The organism is Natronorubrum tibetense GA33 (assembly GCF_000383975.1).
Taxonomy (GTDB): Archaea; Halobacteriota; Halobacteria; order Halobacteriales; family Natrialbaceae; genus Natronorubrum; species Natronorubrum tibetense.
Map to the genome: position 1 here is coordinate 3,170,186 of NZ_KB913017.1, position 15,115 is coordinate 3,185,300.

19 protein-coding genes are annotated in these 15,115 nt (G+C 62.7%); 10 read left to right on the plus strand and 9 right to left on the minus strand.

The genetic code is table 11. The annotated features are described in order from the left end of the window. Positions 1 to 43 precede the first annotated feature (43 nt). Together NATTI_RS0116420 and NATTI_RS0116425 are read right to left on the minus strand one after the other, a co-directional pair. A complete protein-coding gene (locus NATTI_RS0116420) occupies positions 44 to 1,369 on the minus strand; it encodes an FAD-dependent oxidoreductase (protein WP_006090677.1) in 1,326 nt (441 codons plus the stop codon). Positions 1,370 to 1,449: 80 nt separating this feature from the next. Then, complete coding sequence (locus tag NATTI_RS0116425; protein WP_027119190.1) at positions 1,450 to 2,745, minus strand: TIGR00341 family protein; 1,296 nt, start codon at positions 2,743 to 2,745, stop codon at positions 1,450 to 1,452. A gap of 164 nt (positions 2,746 to 2,909) precedes the next feature. Between NATTI_RS0116425 and NATTI_RS0116430 the strand changes: the two genes are divergently transcribed. From NATTI_RS0116430 to NATTI_RS0116445, 4 genes are all read left to right on the plus strand, one after another. Next, on the plus strand, positions 2,910 to 3,194 hold the full coding sequence (locus NATTI_RS0116430) for a DUF357 domain-containing protein (RefSeq protein ID WP_006090679.1): 285 nt from the start codon (positions 2,910 to 2,912) through the stop codon (positions 3,192 to 3,194). Positions 3,195 to 3,566: 372 nt separating this feature from the next. Then, positions 3,567 to 4,538, plus strand: a complete 972-nt coding sequence (locus NATTI_RS0116435) for a transcription initiation factor IIB (protein ID WP_006090680.1) — start codon at positions 3,567 to 3,569, stop codon at positions 4,536 to 4,538. Between the two features lie 119 nt (positions 4,539 to 4,657). Then, positions 4,658 to 4,837 (plus strand): DUF7836 family putative zinc-binding protein, encoded by a 180-nt coding sequence (locus NATTI_RS0116440; protein WP_027119191.1) that lies wholly within the window; start codon positions 4,658 to 4,660, stop codon positions 4,835 to 4,837. 265 nt (positions 4,838 to 5,102) lie between these two features. Next, positions 5,103 to 5,339, plus strand: a complete 237-nt coding sequence (locus NATTI_RS0116445; RefSeq protein WP_006090682.1) for a UPF0058 family protein — start codon at positions 5,103 to 5,105, stop codon at positions 5,337 to 5,339. Positions 5,340 to 5,541: 202 nt separating this feature from the next. Here NATTI_RS0116445 and NATTI_RS0116450 read toward each other — a convergent pair whose 3' ends face one another. Then, positions 5,542 to 6,018, minus strand: coding sequence for a DUF555 domain-containing protein (locus NATTI_RS0116450; protein WP_006090683.1), 477 nt, complete (start codon positions 6,016 to 6,018; stop codon positions 5,542 to 5,544). A 165-nt stretch (positions 6,019 to 6,183) separates the two neighbouring features. Here NATTI_RS0116450 and NATTI_RS0116455 point away from each other — a divergent pair, with 165 nt between their 5' ends. Both NATTI_RS0116455 and NATTI_RS0116460 read left to right on the plus strand, forming a co-directional pair. Next, complete coding sequence (locus NATTI_RS0116455; RefSeq protein WP_006090684.1) at positions 6,184 to 7,065, plus strand: DNA-3-methyladenine glycosylase family protein; 882 nt, start codon at positions 6,184 to 6,186, stop codon at positions 7,063 to 7,065. Positions 7,066 to 7,111: 46 nt separating this feature from the next. After that, complete coding sequence (locus NATTI_RS0116460) at positions 7,112 to 7,429, plus strand: DUF3784 domain-containing protein (RefSeq protein ID WP_006090685.1); 318 nt, start codon at positions 7,112 to 7,114, stop codon at positions 7,427 to 7,429. A gap of 67 nt (positions 7,430 to 7,496) precedes the next feature. On the opposite strand, the gene NATTI_RS0116465 is transcribed toward NATTI_RS0116460, so the two are convergent. Further along, a complete protein-coding gene (locus NATTI_RS0116465) occupies positions 7,497 to 7,745 on the minus strand; it encodes a hypothetical protein (RefSeq protein ID WP_006090686.1) in 249 nt (82 codons plus the stop codon). 101 nt (positions 7,746 to 7,846) lie between these two features. Here NATTI_RS0116465 and NATTI_RS0116470 point away from each other — a divergent pair, with 101 nt between their 5' ends. Next, the gene (locus NATTI_RS0116470; RefSeq protein WP_006090687.1) at positions 7,847 to 8,125 is read left to right on the plus strand and encodes an acylphosphatase; all 279 of its coding nucleotides are present in this window, start codon (positions 7,847 to 7,849) and stop codon (positions 8,123 to 8,125) included. Positions 8,126 to 8,181: 56 nt separating this feature from the next. On the opposite strand, the gene NATTI_RS0116475 is transcribed toward NATTI_RS0116470, so the two are convergent. After that, entirely contained in the window at positions 8,182 to 8,679 is a 498-nt protein-coding gene (locus NATTI_RS0116475) for a hypothetical protein (protein WP_006090688.1), read from the minus strand. Positions 8,680 to 9,066: 387 nt separating this feature from the next. Between NATTI_RS0116475 and NATTI_RS0116485 the strand changes: the two genes are divergently transcribed. From NATTI_RS0116485 to moaC, 3 genes are all read left to right on the plus strand, one after another. Then, positions 9,067 to 9,540: a hypothetical protein gene (locus NATTI_RS0116485; RefSeq protein ID WP_019991957.1), complete on the plus strand. Its 474-nt coding sequence runs from the start codon at positions 9,067 to 9,069 to the stop codon at positions 9,538 to 9,540. 179 nt (positions 9,541 to 9,719) lie between these two features. Further along, positions 9,720 to 11,147 (plus strand): bifunctional ADP-dependent NAD(P)H-hydrate dehydratase/NAD(P)H-hydrate epimerase, encoded by a 1,428-nt coding sequence (locus NATTI_RS0116490; RefSeq protein WP_027119192.1) that lies wholly within the window; start codon positions 9,720 to 9,722, stop codon positions 11,145 to 11,147. Further along, positions 11,140 to 11,670, plus strand: coding sequence for a cyclic pyranopterin monophosphate synthase MoaC (moaC, locus tag NATTI_RS0116495; RefSeq protein ID WP_019991958.1), 531 nt, complete (start codon positions 11,140 to 11,142; stop codon positions 11,668 to 11,670). Before NATTI_RS0116490 ends, moaC begins: the two co-directional genes overlap by 8 nt. A 13-nt stretch (positions 11,671 to 11,683) precedes the next feature. Here the strand turns inward: moaC and NATTI_RS0116500 are convergent, their stop codons facing one another. The 4 genes from NATTI_RS0116500 to NATTI_RS0116515 all read right to left on the minus strand — a co-directional run bounded on the left by NATTI_RS0116500 (position 11,684) and on the right by NATTI_RS0116515 (position 15,112). Then, positions 11,684 to 12,088, minus strand: coding sequence for a VOC family protein (locus tag NATTI_RS0116500; RefSeq protein ID WP_006090691.1), 405 nt, complete (start codon positions 12,086 to 12,088; stop codon positions 11,684 to 11,686). A 6-nt stretch (positions 12,089 to 12,094) separates the two neighbouring features. Beyond that, positions 12,095 to 12,838 carry a beta-ketoacyl-ACP reductase gene (locus NATTI_RS0116505; RefSeq protein WP_006090692.1) on the minus strand — a complete coding sequence of 248 codons (744 nt, stop codon included), beginning with the start codon at positions 12,836 to 12,838 and terminating at the stop codon, positions 12,095 to 12,097. 133 nt (positions 12,839 to 12,971) lie between these two features. Further along, positions 12,972 to 14,570 (minus strand): class III poly(R)-hydroxyalkanoic acid synthase subunit PhaC, encoded by a 1,599-nt coding sequence (phaC, locus tag NATTI_RS0116510; protein WP_006090693.1) that lies wholly within the window; start codon positions 14,568 to 14,570, stop codon positions 12,972 to 12,974. Next, a complete protein-coding gene (locus tag NATTI_RS0116515) occupies positions 14,567 to 15,112 on the minus strand; it encodes a poly(R)-hydroxyalkanoic acid synthase subunit PhaE (protein WP_006090694.1) in 546 nt (181 codons plus the stop codon). Before NATTI_RS0116515 ends, phaC begins: the two co-directional genes overlap by 4 nt. Positions 15,113 to 15,115 lie beyond the last annotated feature (3 nt).

A 15,115-nucleotide genomic window follows, 5' to 3' on the forward strand; every position in this document is an offset into this window, starting at 1 on the left:
ATCGAACAGCGATAGAAAAGCGGTCGTTCGGCGATCGGACCGATCAGTCGTCCGCGGCGACGGCCTCGCCCTCGCTCGTCGACTCCGCGCGCTCGAGATCCTCGAGATACTCGTCGGCATCGAGTGCGGCCTTCGATCCCATTCCGGCGGCCGTCACGGCCTGCTGGTAGTGGAAGTCGACGACGTCGCCGGCGCCGAAGATGCCGGGGACGTCAGTTTCGGTCTGGCCGCCGCCGTCGCCGCCCTGGGTTCGGAGGTAGCCTTCGTCGTCCATCTGGACTCCGGTGCCCTCGAGGTACGCCGTGTTCGGCGTGTGACCGATCGCGAAGAAGACGGCGCCGACGTCGAACTCGAACTCCTCGGTCTCGGGGTCGTCGAGGCGATCCGTGGGGTGGCCCTTGTCGTTTCGCACGAGGGTGACGTGGTCGACGCCCTCCGCCTGCGAGCCGTGGAGTTCGGTCACTTCCGTGTTCTTCATAATCTCGATCTCGCCCGCCTCGACCTTCTCGTGGACGCGGTTGACCCAGTACTGTTCGGCGCGGAACTCCTCGCGTCGGTGGGCGATGTAGACGGTGTCGGCGAACTTCGTGAGGAAGGTCGCCTCCTCCATCGCGGCGTCGCCGCCGCCGACGACGAGCATGTCCTCGTCGCGGAAGAACGCGCCGTCGCAGGTGGCACACGTCGAGAGACCGTACCCCATCAGTTCGTCCTCGCCGGGGATACCGAGCGTTCGCGCGCTCGCACCGGAGGCGGCGATGACGGCGTCGGCGGTGTAGACGTCCCCGTTGGTCAACTCGACGCGGAACGGCTTGGTGTCCGCGTCGACAGATTCGATGATGCCGTTTTTCAGCTCGGCGCCGAACTGCGTGGCCTGCTCTTTCATGTTGTTGACCAGTTCGGGGCCGCTGATCCCCTCGGGGAAGCCGGGGTAGTTCGCCACGTCGGTGGTCAGGGTGAGCTGGCCGCCGGGTTCGTCGCCCTCGATGACTAACGGCTCGTTGTCACCGCGACCGGCGTAGATCGCCGCCGTCAGGCCCGCGATTCCGGTTCCGGCGATGATCAGTTTTCGGTGTTCGAGCACTTCACCGTCCTCGGTGTCGCTTTCGACGCCGAGTTTCGCGTCCAGTTCGCCCGTCTCGTCGAGGGCACTGGTGTCGTCCCAGCCGCCGATCAGTTCGTCGTCGATGAACACTTCGGGGGCCGTCTTGCGCCCGTTTGCCCGCTCGACCATCTCCTCGAACAGGTCGTCGTCGCCCGTGACGTTGTACGTCTCGTACTCGACTCCCTTCGCGTCGAAGAGGTGCTTGGCTTTGTCGCAGTACGGACAGTCCTCTTTGGTATAGATCTCGACTCGAGGCTGTTCGCTCATGGCTACGGATTGGGACAGAGTGCCTAAACCGCTTGCGTTCTCAGCAACGCTGCGCTCTCCTGTGACACCGAGTAACGTCGTTAGGCCTCGGTAGATCGCGCCGCGTCGACGAACTCGACGACGACGGCGACGTCGCGGTCGGTCCGATCCTCGAGGGCCGTTTCGAGATCGGAGACGAGATTCGGGTACGGCGCGTCGGCGGGTCGCTGGACGACGACGGTCACCTCCGTTCCGTCGTCCACGCCGACGCCGACGAACTCGGTTCGCACTTCGACGAGTTCGAGGTCGGCGTACTCGTCGTCGTCGAGGACGGTTCGAACGTCGTCGTTGACGCTGTTCTCGTAGAGGACGTACTGACCGAGCACGAAACCGCCCAGAGAGAGGACGACCACGCCCAGAACGACGGCGACGGCGAGCGTGCCGACCCAATCGCCGGAGATATTCTCCCGAATCGAGCCGCGCGTCCAGCCGTCGGGTCGATACCCCAGATACCAGAAGACGGCGAGCCCGGAGAACAGGATCGACGTGGCGTTGACCGCGACCAGGACGAACGCACCGAGCGCGACGGAGACGTTACCCCAGGCCATCCCGATACCGACCGCCGCGGCCGCCGGAATGAGGGCGACGGCGATCATCACACCGACCAGCGAGACCGGAATCGCCGTCGCGAGACCGAACGCACCCGCGGCGCCGGCACAGATTCCCACGACGATAGCGAGCAGTCCGGGCGAGATCCGGTTCTGGACCTGGACGATGGCCGTGATGTCGATCGTCGAGGGGACGATCCCACCCGAGCGGACGATCCAGGCGAAGACGAACGCGCTGGCGATGGCAACCACGAGCCCGACGGCCAGCGACGTGAGCCCGTCGACGATCATCTTCCGGTCGTCGAGCACGAGCCCGACTGTTCCCGTCAGCGCGGCGCTGACCTGCGGCGCGATCACCATCGAACCGACGACGATCGCCGGCGAGTCGAGCAACAGTCCCGCGGTCGCGACGATCGCGCTCAACACGGTCATCGCGTAGTAGGTGACGCGGCCGGGCGTCATGTTCATCGCTCGAGATCGGATCTCCTCGTGGGCGATGCTGTCGTCTTCCTCCTGGCCGTTGACGTATCGCTCCTCGAGTTCGTCGATCCGCGGCGTTCGCGCCGTCTCGATCGAGGAAACGACGACGAACTGGTCGTCGATTCCGGCCTCGCGAAGTGACGACAGCACGCGTTCGACTGCCTGGGGCGGAAGCGGGAAGCTCACGAGTTCGCCGTCGGTCCCGTCGCCGGCTTCGGCAGTCCGGACGTAGTCGATCCCCTCGTCGTCGAGGACCGACAACGCGTCGTCGGATCTGTCGTCCGGCACGAACAGTTCGATCAGTCGCACGCTCGAGCACAGCACGCCCGGTTTCAAACCTATGAAGGCGTTAACGCCGTCGAACGCGTTCCATACGTGTTCACGGTCGAACCGTTCGATATCTGGGACCGTCCCCGCCACCGGGACCGGCTCGGTGACGACACAGTTACGGTGGCGACGACCGACCGTCGACTATGGCTGCGGATCTCGAGGAGAAGACGGATCGCTACGGGGAGTTGCTCGCGGAGGCGCTCGAGGAAGCATCGATCGCCCCACCGGACGGAACGCCGATGGCGGAGGCGGCCGACGAATGTTACGAGATGGCGGCCTCGTATCTCGAGGACGGTCGGCACTTCCGCGAAGAGGGCGACCGCGTCAACGCGCTGGCGTCGTTTTCCTACGGCCACGCGTGGCTCGACGCCGGTGCGCGCGTTGGGCTGTTCGATGTCCCGACGGAGGGACATCTGTTCACAGTCTGATCTCGAGCGCTGTCGTCACGGGATAGGAACCGGGCCAATGGGGTGATTCCCAACGTGTGTTGACGGTAGCTTTCTGTACCTACTCGACGTGGACTCGAGTGACGTGACAGTACCGAGAACCGATCGCGAATCGGGCTGCGTTTGCGCCCGTCCGTCTGCAGCGGCCGCGGGGGCAAGTAGTCGGTCACTGCGACACCAATCAGTAACGATCAATCACCATATAACCAAAACATATATAACAGCTTTCCCGATTAGCTTATAAAGTAGGCGAAATCTTTATATGGCTTACGGCCTAACTATACGTTAGCCGAGGCGACCGGGTTTCTTCTGGATTCCCCACCCGGGAGCCCCGAGTAACCATCCCGATACACCATGACAGACACGACAATCAGAACCTATACGGACGAGGAAGAGCGCGAAGAAACGACCGAAAAATCGGGTGAGCGAGAAACCTGTCCCGAGTGTGGCGGCCGAGTCCTCTCGGACGCCGAACACGCCGAGACCGTCTGTGAGGACTGCGGGCTCGTCGTTGAGGAGGACGAGATCGATCGCGGTCCCGAGTGGCGCGCATTCGACGCCGCCGAGAAGGACAAGAAGTCCCGCGTCGGTGCCCCCACGACGAACATGATGCACGACCAGGGGCTCTCGACGAACATCGGCTGGCAGGACAAAGACGCCTACGGCCGCGCCCTCTCGAGTCGCCAGCGCCAGAAGATGCAGCGGCTTCGCACGTGGAACGAGCGCTTCCGCACTCGCGACTCGAAAGAGCGCAACCTCAAGCAGGCCCTCGGCGAGATCGACCGCATGGCCAGCGCGCTCGGTCTCCCGGAAAACGTCCGCGAGACCGCCAGCGTGATCTATCGGCGCGCCCTCGAGGAGGATCTCCTCCCGGGCCGTTCGATCGAGGGCGTCGCGACGGCGTCGCTGTACGCGTCCGCACGGCAGGCGAGCACGCCTCGCAGTCTCGACGAGATTTCGGCCGTCAGCCGCGTCGAGAAGATGGAACTGACCCGAACCTACCGGTACATCATCCGGGAACTCGGTCTCGAGGTCAAACCCGCTGACCCCGAACAGTACGTCCCGCGGTTCGTCAGCGATCTGGACCTCTCGGACGAGACCGAGCGCATGGCCCGCGAACTGCTCGAGTCCGCGCGTCAGGAAGGCGTCCACAGCGGCAAGTCGCCAGTCGGCCTCGCGGCCGCCGCCGTCTACGCCGCCGCGCTGTTGACCAACGAGAAGGTGACCCAGAACGACGTCAGCGAGGTCGCGAGCATCTCCGAGGTTACGATCCGAAACCGCTACAAGGAACTCCTCGAAGCTTCCGACACGGCAGCCCCAGCGTAAACAACGTCTTTCGGGGATCTGTCATCGGCGGTACCGGTGTGACGTCGGGATCTGCGATCGACCGTTTCGTGAGTATTCGTGCGGCAACACTTTTGAGGCATGGTGTGGAATACCGTGACATGGACCAGACGACAGTCCAATTGTTGTGTCCTGAATGTACGAAAGAGTGGCAGATTACTCCGGGTGACCTCCCCGAATCCACCGCGATGTTCCACTGTCCGAACTGTCACGCTTCCCGACGACTCTCCGAGTTCATGCGGACGGACCGCGATCTCCAGACGCTAAAACAACTCGGCTAACCCTGATCGCCGTCATCGTTCTCGCGTTCGGTCCAACAGTAGTGACGGTTTAACTCTCCGAAGTAGTGCCATTGGAAACTGAAACGAACGCGTGATTTACGGCGGTAATACTTTCTTGTAGTCGGCTCCTTCGGGCGATTTCCGAGCGGTAGGAACGACCTTCGTTGACATCTAGCCGGTGACATACCCCGGTCCGAGCACGGATTGCGTGTTAACGCGACTCAAGATAATAATATAACCCTGCAGTGGGTAGGATTGGATGGTTATGAAGAAGCAGGAGCTCATTCACCTTCACGGCCTTCTCGCGGAGGTATCGAACCAGTGTGCGGCGTGGGACGACTGTCAGATTGATCTCGAGGAGTACGAAACACTCGGGATCCGACCGACATCGATTCACAAATCGAAAACAGATCACAAAGCTGCTGTCTTTGCACTCGCGGGGGGAATCACGATGAATATGCGCGAGGGGGAGCAGGAAGCAGTTGCCGCTACTGCAGACTGAGAAACAAGACGTCTCCTTCGAGTACGCTATAATTGACTGCCGAGACGTATCTTCTTGTTGACCGTTCCGATCGGTTTCGTCGACGATATACTGTTTCGGTCCACTCAATTCGAGTCAACGGATCGTTCTAGCAGGTAACATCAAGGTCCACCGAAAAGTGACCGCTCGGGTACTCGATTCGATCCTCGAACTCGGAAACAACTTACTCGACTAGATCTTCGAACTCGGGAAGGATCTCGTCGTCATCGTCGTCCGTCGTCTCGGACGATGTCGATTCGTCCGACTCCGTCTCGTCGGTCGATTCCGTCTCGTCGTCCGCCGTTGACTCATCGTCGTCGTCTTCGTCCTCGAACTCCTCGATGCTGATGACCTCGAGCGGGATATTCTCGAGACGCTGTCCGATCTCCTTGCGAGCAATTCGAGAGGCATGTTCCTCGCGCTCGACGTTGAAGACGGACATCTCCAACTCGAGTGCGACGAGTGCTTCGTCGGCCGCGATGAAGGCGGGCGGCAGCTCCTCCCCCGATGGAGTCGTGCGCTCGCCCATGTTGATCTCGACGTAGTTTAAATCAGGGTTCAGCATCTCGCCCGTCTTCGAGATGGCGATACGGATCGCCTCGTCTTCCGTCTCAACGTCGAACACCGGCACGGCGGCTTCGACGACGACCCTGCAGTGCATACCTAGACATTGTGTCGCCTGCAGTATGAAGGTTCGCCTCACCTCAATCTGATTCCACGAACCGCTGTGCCGTCCCCTCGGTCCACGCCTCCGATCACGACGAGACGATACCGGTCGCCGGCCAGTTCGAAAGGCAAAAGCCTCCGCTCTCGAAGGGTCGGACAGATGGACACAGGGACCATTTCGGTCGACAACCTCTCCGGCGGGCTCGACCTGTACCGGACGCTCGAGAGCGGACAGAGCTACTGCTGGCGACGCAGCGACGGTGAGATGTACGGCGGTGCGTCGCCAGATGGCGCGTGGTATCACACCGTTGTGGGCGGCGATGTCGTTCGCATCCGGCAGGTCGACGACGTCCTCGAGTGGGAGTCGACCACCGATGCAGAGGCGACCGTCCGTCGACTGGTGCGGCTGGACGACGACCTTGAGGCCATCGTGGCGGCCGCGCCGGACGATCCGCTCCTTCGGGAGGCGTACGACGCCCACCGCGGGATGCGACTGGTCGAAGATCCCCCCTTTGGGTGTCTGATCTCGTTTATCTGCTCCGCTCAAATGCGTGTCAGTCGGATCCATACGATGGTCTCGACGCTGGCCCGCGAGTACGGCGACGCGATCGAGTTCGACGGCGAGACCTACCACGCGTTTCCGACGCCGGACCAGCTCGCGACGGCGACCGAAGCGGAACTCCGAGAGCTTGGACTCGGCTACCGTGCGCCGTACGTCGTTCGCACGGCCGAGATGGTGGCGAACGGCGAGGCGGATCCGGCCGCGGCTCGAGGGCTCGAGTACGAAGCCGCTCGCGACTTCCTCACGCAGTTCGTCGGCGTCGGCGACAAGGTGGCGGACTGCGTCCTGTTGTTCTCGCTCGAGTTCGATGAGGCCGTCCCGTTGGACACCTGGATCAAGTCGGCCATTGAAGAGTACTACCCCGACTGCGATCGGGGCTCCTACGCCGACACCTCGCGAGCGATCCGCGAGCGATTAGGCGGGGAGTACGCGGGCTACGCCCAGACGTACATCTTTCATCACCTGCGGACCGGGGAGTGAACTCGTTCTCGAAACGATTTTGTTGGTTCGGCATCACTAACCAGCTATGGTTGACGGGACGGTCGCTTCACTCCTTCTCGCGGCTGGATTCGTCGGCGCGCTCGGCGTCCTGATCAAGTATTTCGGGATGGTCCAGTTGATCGCGGGCTACGACTCCGACCGCGTCACCGACGAGGAGGGATTGTCGAGGTTCATCGGAACGAACACGCTCTACGTCGCTGCGATGCTCGTGCTCGTCGCCGCCGTCGAGTATACGGAGACGTTCGCGGCCGCCGAACTGGTCTGGATTGGCTTCCTCATCGTGGTGTTTGGACTGACCGCTCGCATGATCGTCGGCGCTCGCCGGTACGAAGACGCTGGATGAGAGTTGCGTTCGCATGCAGTCTGGGGAGCGCGTTGTATGCGTCGGCGTCCCGTTCGGCGCTGATCGACTACGTCCGGTAATCGTCACGTCCAGTCACCGCCCAGTACGCCTGCGAGACGAGCGTGACGGCGAAGATCACCGCGAGAATCGCCCCGACGGCGAGGGCGATGGTCCTGCCGAGCAGGTAGTACGCGAGGGCGCTCGCGACGACGGCGAAGACGACGGCCCCGGCAAATAACTCGAGTAACTCGCGAACCGTCGCGCGGCTGTTCGAGACGTCGAGATACTCGTCTTCGAAGCGTTCGATGATACCCATCTCTCGTCGTCGAGTGAGTAGCGGGCGGCGTATATCGTAATCGCCTCGATACAGGGTGACACGAAGCCGGGTTTTTGACGCTCGCGGTCGATGACCCGCACATGACAGATCGAATCCGCGCACACGTCTTCATCACGGGGACGGTCCAGGGCGTCTACTACCGCGCGAACACTCGCGACACGGCTCGAGAGAAGGGCGTCGACGGCTGGGTGAAGAACCTCGAGGACGGCCGCGTCGAGGCGATCTTCGAGGGACCCGAAGACGCCGTCGGGTCGATGATCGAGTGGTGTCACACGGGGAGTCCCGCGGCCGAGGTCGAGGACGTCGACGCCGAGTTCGAAGAGCCACAGGGCGAGGACGGGTTCGAGATTCGGTACTGAACTGTTGTCTTGGGGATGGACCGACGACGAAGGTACGTCGACCGTTGCCCGGCCGATCACTCGAGGTCGGCGGCGTACTCCGCGAGCCACGGCGGCTCGTCAGTGTAACGCCACTCGGCCCAGTCGGCCTTCTCGCCGGCGTAGTAGGCCCGATACGCTGCGACCGGATCGTCGGGTCGCCTGTACTCGTCGGGCATCGCCTGCGGGCGAGGTGTCGGCTCGTCGCTCGGGAACGCGATTCGGTCGGGATCGATCCGCTCGATTACCTTCCACGAAGCGTGATCGTCGTCCTTCTCGTACCGTTCGACGAACTCCGCGTTGAGCGCCTCGGCGTGCTCGCGCAACCGAAGCCAGTTAGCTCGAGACTCGGTCGCCCACTGCGTCACCGGGTGGCCGGTGTGGGTCGGCTGGTAGAGGAACTCTTCCTCGGAGCCGTTCTCGCGGGCCGCCGTACAGAGCACCTGGGCGGCCTCGAGCAGCAGTTTGTTCACGTGCTGGTCGCAGTGATACCGCGCCGCGAGCCGCGGGTCCTCGTCGAGCCAGAAGACGTTCACAGCGGTGCTGGGGGACACGAGAACTTGAGCGTATTGGCGACGCGAGTAGGCCAATCGCGCAGTTTAGTGTGTCGACCGGTGTTCGGTGATCGATTCGGTTCGGTCGACCAGCGGCGTTCACCGGAGTGGACCGACATCGGCGTCCGCACTCTTCGACGGAGGGGTCGACGAATAGAGAGGGATGTCGGTCTCGTACCGGTTTTCGTGAATTGCCGTGGAGAGCGTCTCTGCAGGGGCGAACAGCATGTCCACAGTGCACTGATTACGTTGTTACTGCCATGACAGAAAAAACTTGAATGCCGTCATATTATGTAGAATATGAATCGGCGAGCGTTACTGTCGGTCACTGTATCCAGCTTCTCCATCACGTTAGCAGGGTGCCAATCAATGGATGATTCAGAGAGCGATCGTTCTTGCCCAGAACCAGATATCGAGGAAGGTGACACGTTGTCCTACGAACGATTGCATTTCGAACAGCTCGACGAAGAGTGGATAGGAATCTATCTATTCACGGAACGAGATCAGCTATCCGAAATCGATCTTCTCGATGAGCGAGATCTCAGTACCGAAGAGCGGCAGTGGATCGACGAGACGGATTTTACACGGAATTCCATTCTTGCGATACAAGTCTTCTCGTCAACTGACTCGAGTGAATTACGGCCAGTTGATGTAACGCGTGAGAAAATTATTGGCGAACGGGATGCATACAAGATGCACGCATATACGTGTATTAGCGACCCAGGGGACGATGAAAATCGGAAACGTTCTGCTCAACTTCTTCGGGTGTCGCACAACGGCGAAGCGCCGAGTGATGCCGACCTTACACACTGGGAAGGAGATAGTTCGGTTTTCCACGCGTAGATTTGGTGAACCATCTCCCGCGCTGGACGGCGGTTGAGGAACTGTTCTGTACCTCAAATACAGTTGATAAGGTCAATTTGTGATTTGTTGAGAAATTAACGCCAACCGAGTTGAAAGGGTGGGTGAAATCCGGCGTGTCGTCCGCAATCTTCAACGGTCGGCCCGTCGAACGCTTCCGCATGATCACAGGCGAGCGGATGGCCGCCGTCGACGAGAACGCCGCGGCGCTCGGCGTGGCACAAAAGCAGTTGATGGAGTCGAGCGGGCACGCAGTCGCCCGCGCGGTTCGGGAGGTTGCCGAACCGGACTCGAGCGTCGCGATCGTCGCCGGCCGCGGAAACAACGGCGGCGACGCGTTCGTCACGGCTCGCTTCTTGGACGACTACTCGGTTACGACCCTCCTGCTCGGTAAGGCCGAAACCATCGGAACCGAGATCGCCCGTGAGAACTGGGACGCCCTCCAGCAGAGCGAGTACGAGACGCGAGAGATCACGGACTCGAGTCAGTTCGACCTCCCCGACTGTGACGTCGTCGTCGACGCGATGCTCGGCACCGGAATCAGCGGGGACCTCCGAGAGCCCGCCGCGACTGCAGCCGAGGCGATCAACGACGCCGACGCGACCGTCGTCGCGGTCGACGTTCCCTCCGGCTTCGACGCGAACGACGGTGACCACGCGGGCAACGGCGTCGAGGCCGATCGCATCGTCACCTTCCACGATACGAAACCGGGGCTGGACGAACTCACAGCCGACGTGACGGTCACAGACATCGGCATCCCCGCAGCAGCCGAGCGCTACGTCGGGCCGGGCGATGTCTCGCTCGCGCGGCCCGACGGCCGGGACGGTCGGCCCTACGTCATCGGCGGCGGACCCTACACCGGCGCGCCGGCGCTCGCCGCGCAGGGGGCGCTTCGAGCCGGCGCGGAACTCGCCTTCGTCGCCGCCCCCGACGCCGTCGCAGGCGAGATTCAGGGCTACAGCGAGGACCTCATCGTCCAGCCCTACGCGGAGGACGTGCTCACGCCCGAACGAACCGAGGAACTCCTCGAGACCGCCGAGCAGTACGACAACGTCGTCGTACTTGGGCCGGGACTGGGTATCGCCGACGAGACGCTCGAGGCCGCGAAACAGTTCCTCGAGTCCTACGACGGCCGCGTCGTCGTCGACGCGGACGCCTTGCGGGTCGTGCCCGACCTCGAGACCGACGCGACGCTGGTCTGTACGCCTAATCGCGTCGAGTTGGCCCGGATGGGCGGCCCCGATACCGACGATCTGGCCGGCGCGGCCGACAAGATCGAATCCTTCGCCGCCGAACTGGGCCACATCGTGCTCGCGAAGGGCGCGGCCGACGTGATCACGGACGGCGAGCGGACTCGGATCAGCCGCTCCGGCACCGTCGGCATGAAAGTCGGCGGCACCGGCGACACGCTGGCCGGCATCGTCGCGGCCCTGATGGAACACGCCGAGCCGTTCGACGCCGCGGCGGCGGGCGCGCAGGTCAACGGCCTCGCAGGGGAACGGATCGCAACGACTGAGGCGTTCGGCTTCCTCGCGTCCGATATGCTCGACGAGATTCCTGCGGCACTGTGGGGTGGGGTCGATGAGTGAAACGCCCGACGAGCGGTCGAACGCGGCGGAGTCCTCCGAGGCAGCCGCGGCCGACGAACTCACCCACACCACCGACGACGGCGATGTCCAGATGGTCGACGTCGGCGAGAAACCGGACAGCGAACGCCGCGCCGTCGCGGTCGGGGAGATCCACCTTCAGCCGTCGACGATCGAGGCGATTCGGGAGGACCAGGTCGGTAAGGGCGACGTGCTCGCGACCGCCCGAATCGGCGCGATTCAGGCCGTCAAACACACCTGGGAGACGATCCCGATGTGCCACCAGATTCCGATCACCAACGTCGACACCGATTTCTCGCTCGCAGAGGACCGTATCGAACTCGAGGTCGGCGTCGAAACCACCGGCAAAACGGGTTGCGAGATGGAGGCCCTCGAGGGCGTCACGACCGGACTCAACGTCGTCTGGGATATGGTGAAAGCCGTCGAGAAGGACGACGACGGACAGTATCCCTCGACGGGCATCGAGAACGTGCGGGTGCTCGCGAAGGAAAAAGAGCGAGCCTGAGCCGCGTTTGTCGTCAGTCCACGTACTCGAGCAGTTCGATCCGTGTTCCGGCGGGGTCCTCGAAGAAGGCGACCTTCAGGTCGCCGAAGACAGTCGGCTCCATGACGAACGAGACGTCGTCCGCGAGATCCGCGACCGCCGCGTCGACGTCGTCGACGGTGTAGCCGAAGTGGAGCACCCCGTACGGTAACTCGTCGACCAGTCCCGCGGCCTCGTACGGCGCTCGGTCGAAGACGTAGAGGTGTTTGTCGCCGACCATCAGCGCGGCGTGCTCGACGGCCGTCGCGCCCGTGGCCTCTTCGTTGGGCTGTTCGTGCTCGATGAGGTCCCCGTTCAGGTGCTCGCGATAGAACGCGACGGCCTCGCCGACATCCGGGACTTTCAGCGCGACGTGGAAGAACGCATTCGGCGAGATCACGGTGCGTTACAGGTCCATCCCGCCGTTGACGTCGATCACTTCGCCCGTCACGTAACTCGAGTCCTCGCTGGCGAGGAATCGAACGACGGCGGCGATATCCTCGACTTCGGCCAGTCGCTCGAGCGGGATGCCCGAGATGATCCGCTCCAGGACGTGATCCGGCACGCTCTCGAGCATATCGGTCGCGGTGAAGCCGGGCGCGACGCAGTTGGCCGTCGACCCGCCCTTCGCGAGTTCGAGGGCGATGGTGCGGGTAAAACCGAACATGCCGCTCTTGGCGGCGGCGTAGTTGGCCTGTCCGAAGTTCCCCTGTTTGCCGACGACGCTCGAGATGTTGATCAGTCGCCCCTCGTGGGCGTTCCAGATGTCGTCGAAGAACTCCTGGGTGCAGTTGAACATCCCGCCGAGATTGACGTCCATGACACGGTCCCACTCCTCGCGAGTCATCTCGGTGAACTGTTCGTCGGCCGTGATCCCGGCGTTGTTGACCAGTACGTCCGCCGGCCCGAACGCGTCGTGGCAGACCTCGCGCATGTGTACGACCTCGTCGCGGTCGGCGACGTCGGCCCGTGCGGTCACGGCGCTTCCGCCGGCCGTTTCGATGGCGTCGACTGCCTCGAGTGCCGATTCTTCCGACGACCGGTAGTTGATCACGACGTTCGCCCCTTCCGCACCGAGGTACTCCGCGATACCGCGTCCGATCCCGCGCGCCGAGCCGGTGATAACACAGGTCCGCCCATCCATAGACATGGTACACCCGTTCAACGTCCGGCGATAAATAACAACATGTTGGGTATCATGATATACACCGGTGAGAAGAACAAGCGGGGACACGTATCGACGATCCGTACCGTCGTGTGAACTGCCGATTCCCGCAGCGACGCTATCGATTCTGGGCCTGCTCGATCCAGTCTTCGATTCGGCTGGGTGAGATGCCGGTTTCGGTAGCCAGCTCCGCGGTATCGGCGTCGGCCAGTTGGTCGAAGGTTTCGATACCGGCTTCCGTCAGACCATCCGCGTAGGCCTGCCCGACGCCGTTGAGATCGGTCAGGTCGTCGGTCTCGGACTCGATCTCGGAGGCGGCGTCCTCGCCGGCGACCTCCTCGACGACGTCTTCGTCGACGGTCATCTCACCCGGTTCTGCGGGCTCCGCTTGGATGTCGTCTTCACCGCGTGCGGTGACTTCCTCGTCGGTCCGGTCGGTCGTCTCCGCGCCGATGTCGCCGTTTTCGGCGTCGACACCGGTCTCCTCCATCTCCGCGTTGCCCTCGGACTCGACCGCCGCGCCGCCGTCGGTCAGGTCGTTGGAACCGGACTCGTCGCCGGCGATGTCTTCTGCGAGTGCGGCGTCCGCCGCTTCGGGCTCCGGCGTCTCCGGTTCAGCCTCAACCTCTGTGCCGTTCGAGCGCGCCTCGAACCACTCGCTGACCTGCGGCCAGAGTTCGTCGTGGCTTCTCGAGGAGACGGACATCCCGATGTGGCCCGTCGCGAACTCGAGGATCTCGGTATCGTCCGAGCTGATGACGTCGTTGAACGGTTTCGACGCCTCCGGTGGGATGAGGTGGTCGTACTCCGCAACGATCTGGAGAACGGGCATGTCGATTTTCGTGAGGTCGACGTGTTCGCCGTTCAGGTAGAGCTCGTTTTTGTAGAGCTTGTTCTCCTGGTAGATGTCGCGGATGAACTCCTCGTAGGCCTTGCCGGCGACATCGATCCCCTCGTCGAGCCAGCGCTCCATCCGGGCGAAGTTCTCGACGAAGTCCTCGTCTTCCATGTTGTCGTAGAACCGGACGTACTTCGTCATGTTGTTCGCGACGGGATCCATCAGCGCGAAGCCGACGTCGAGGAATTCGGCGGGAACGTTGTCGAAGGTGTCTGTGACAGTTTCGGGATCGTAATAGTCATCGGCGCCCCACAATTCGAGCACGCCGCCGTCCCCGGCGAAGCAGAGGCCGGCGGCCATCAGCGCGAGGTTCTTGACCTTCTCGGGGTAGAGCGCGGCGTACATGGCCGACTTCGTCCCGCCCATACAGTAGCCGAGGATGTTGATCGAGTCCTGTCCGGAGCGCTCGCGGACCACGTCGACGCAGTTGTCGATGTAGCGGTTGACGTAGTCGTCGAGACCCAGCGTGCGGTCGAGCTTCGAGGGCTCGCCCCAGTCGATCAGGTAGACGTCGAAGCCGGCCTCGAGCAGCGTCTGGACGACCGATCGATCCGGCTGGAGGTCGAGGATGTACGGCTTGTTGATCAGCGCGTACGTGACGAGGATCGGCACGTCGTGTTGCTCCTCGGTCATCGGCTCGTAGTGGAGGAGTTTGAGCTTGTTCTCCTCGTAGACGATCTTGCTCGGCGTCTGGCCGACCTCGACGTTCTCGAGCGTTTCGGTCCGATCGGGTGCGACTTTGCTCTTGTCGGCCAGATCGGCGGTCGCCTCCCAGGCCTGGCGCTGCATGTCGAGGACGGATGTGAACGGATTCATCATTCCTCCTCGAGGTGGTCGAGAACGCGGTCGAGTTTCTGCTCGACGGCGTGCTGGCGGCGCTCGAGTTCGACGAGGCGATCGCCGACCTCGACGACGGTGTCTTCCGTCGCGAAGCCGAGCTGGCTGAGCGTCTCCTGTGAGGCCTCATCAGCCTGTTGCTGGAGTTCGAGGATGTCGCCGACGGTCTCGCCGGTCATCTTCGCGAAGGCGGTCGTCGACATGACGTCCTTGAACGCCTCGTTGGCCGTGTTGAGCCAGATATCGCGGAACTCATCCATATCGACCTCTTCGCCCTCTATGCTGTCGTTCATCCGCTCGACCATCTGCTGGGAGGCGTTCATCCACGTCTCGTAGGCCCGCGCATAGCCCTCCACGCCCTCGGAAATCTCGTCTTCCTCGGTGGCCTCGCCGACGGCCTCGGACCAGCTCTCGACGAACTGGGCCTGGGCTTCCATGTTCTCCTCGATCGCGTCCATAAACTGTTCATTCCACTGTTCGACGACTGCGTTCCAGTTCTGGGCCTGGGGCTGTGAATCTGTCATTGT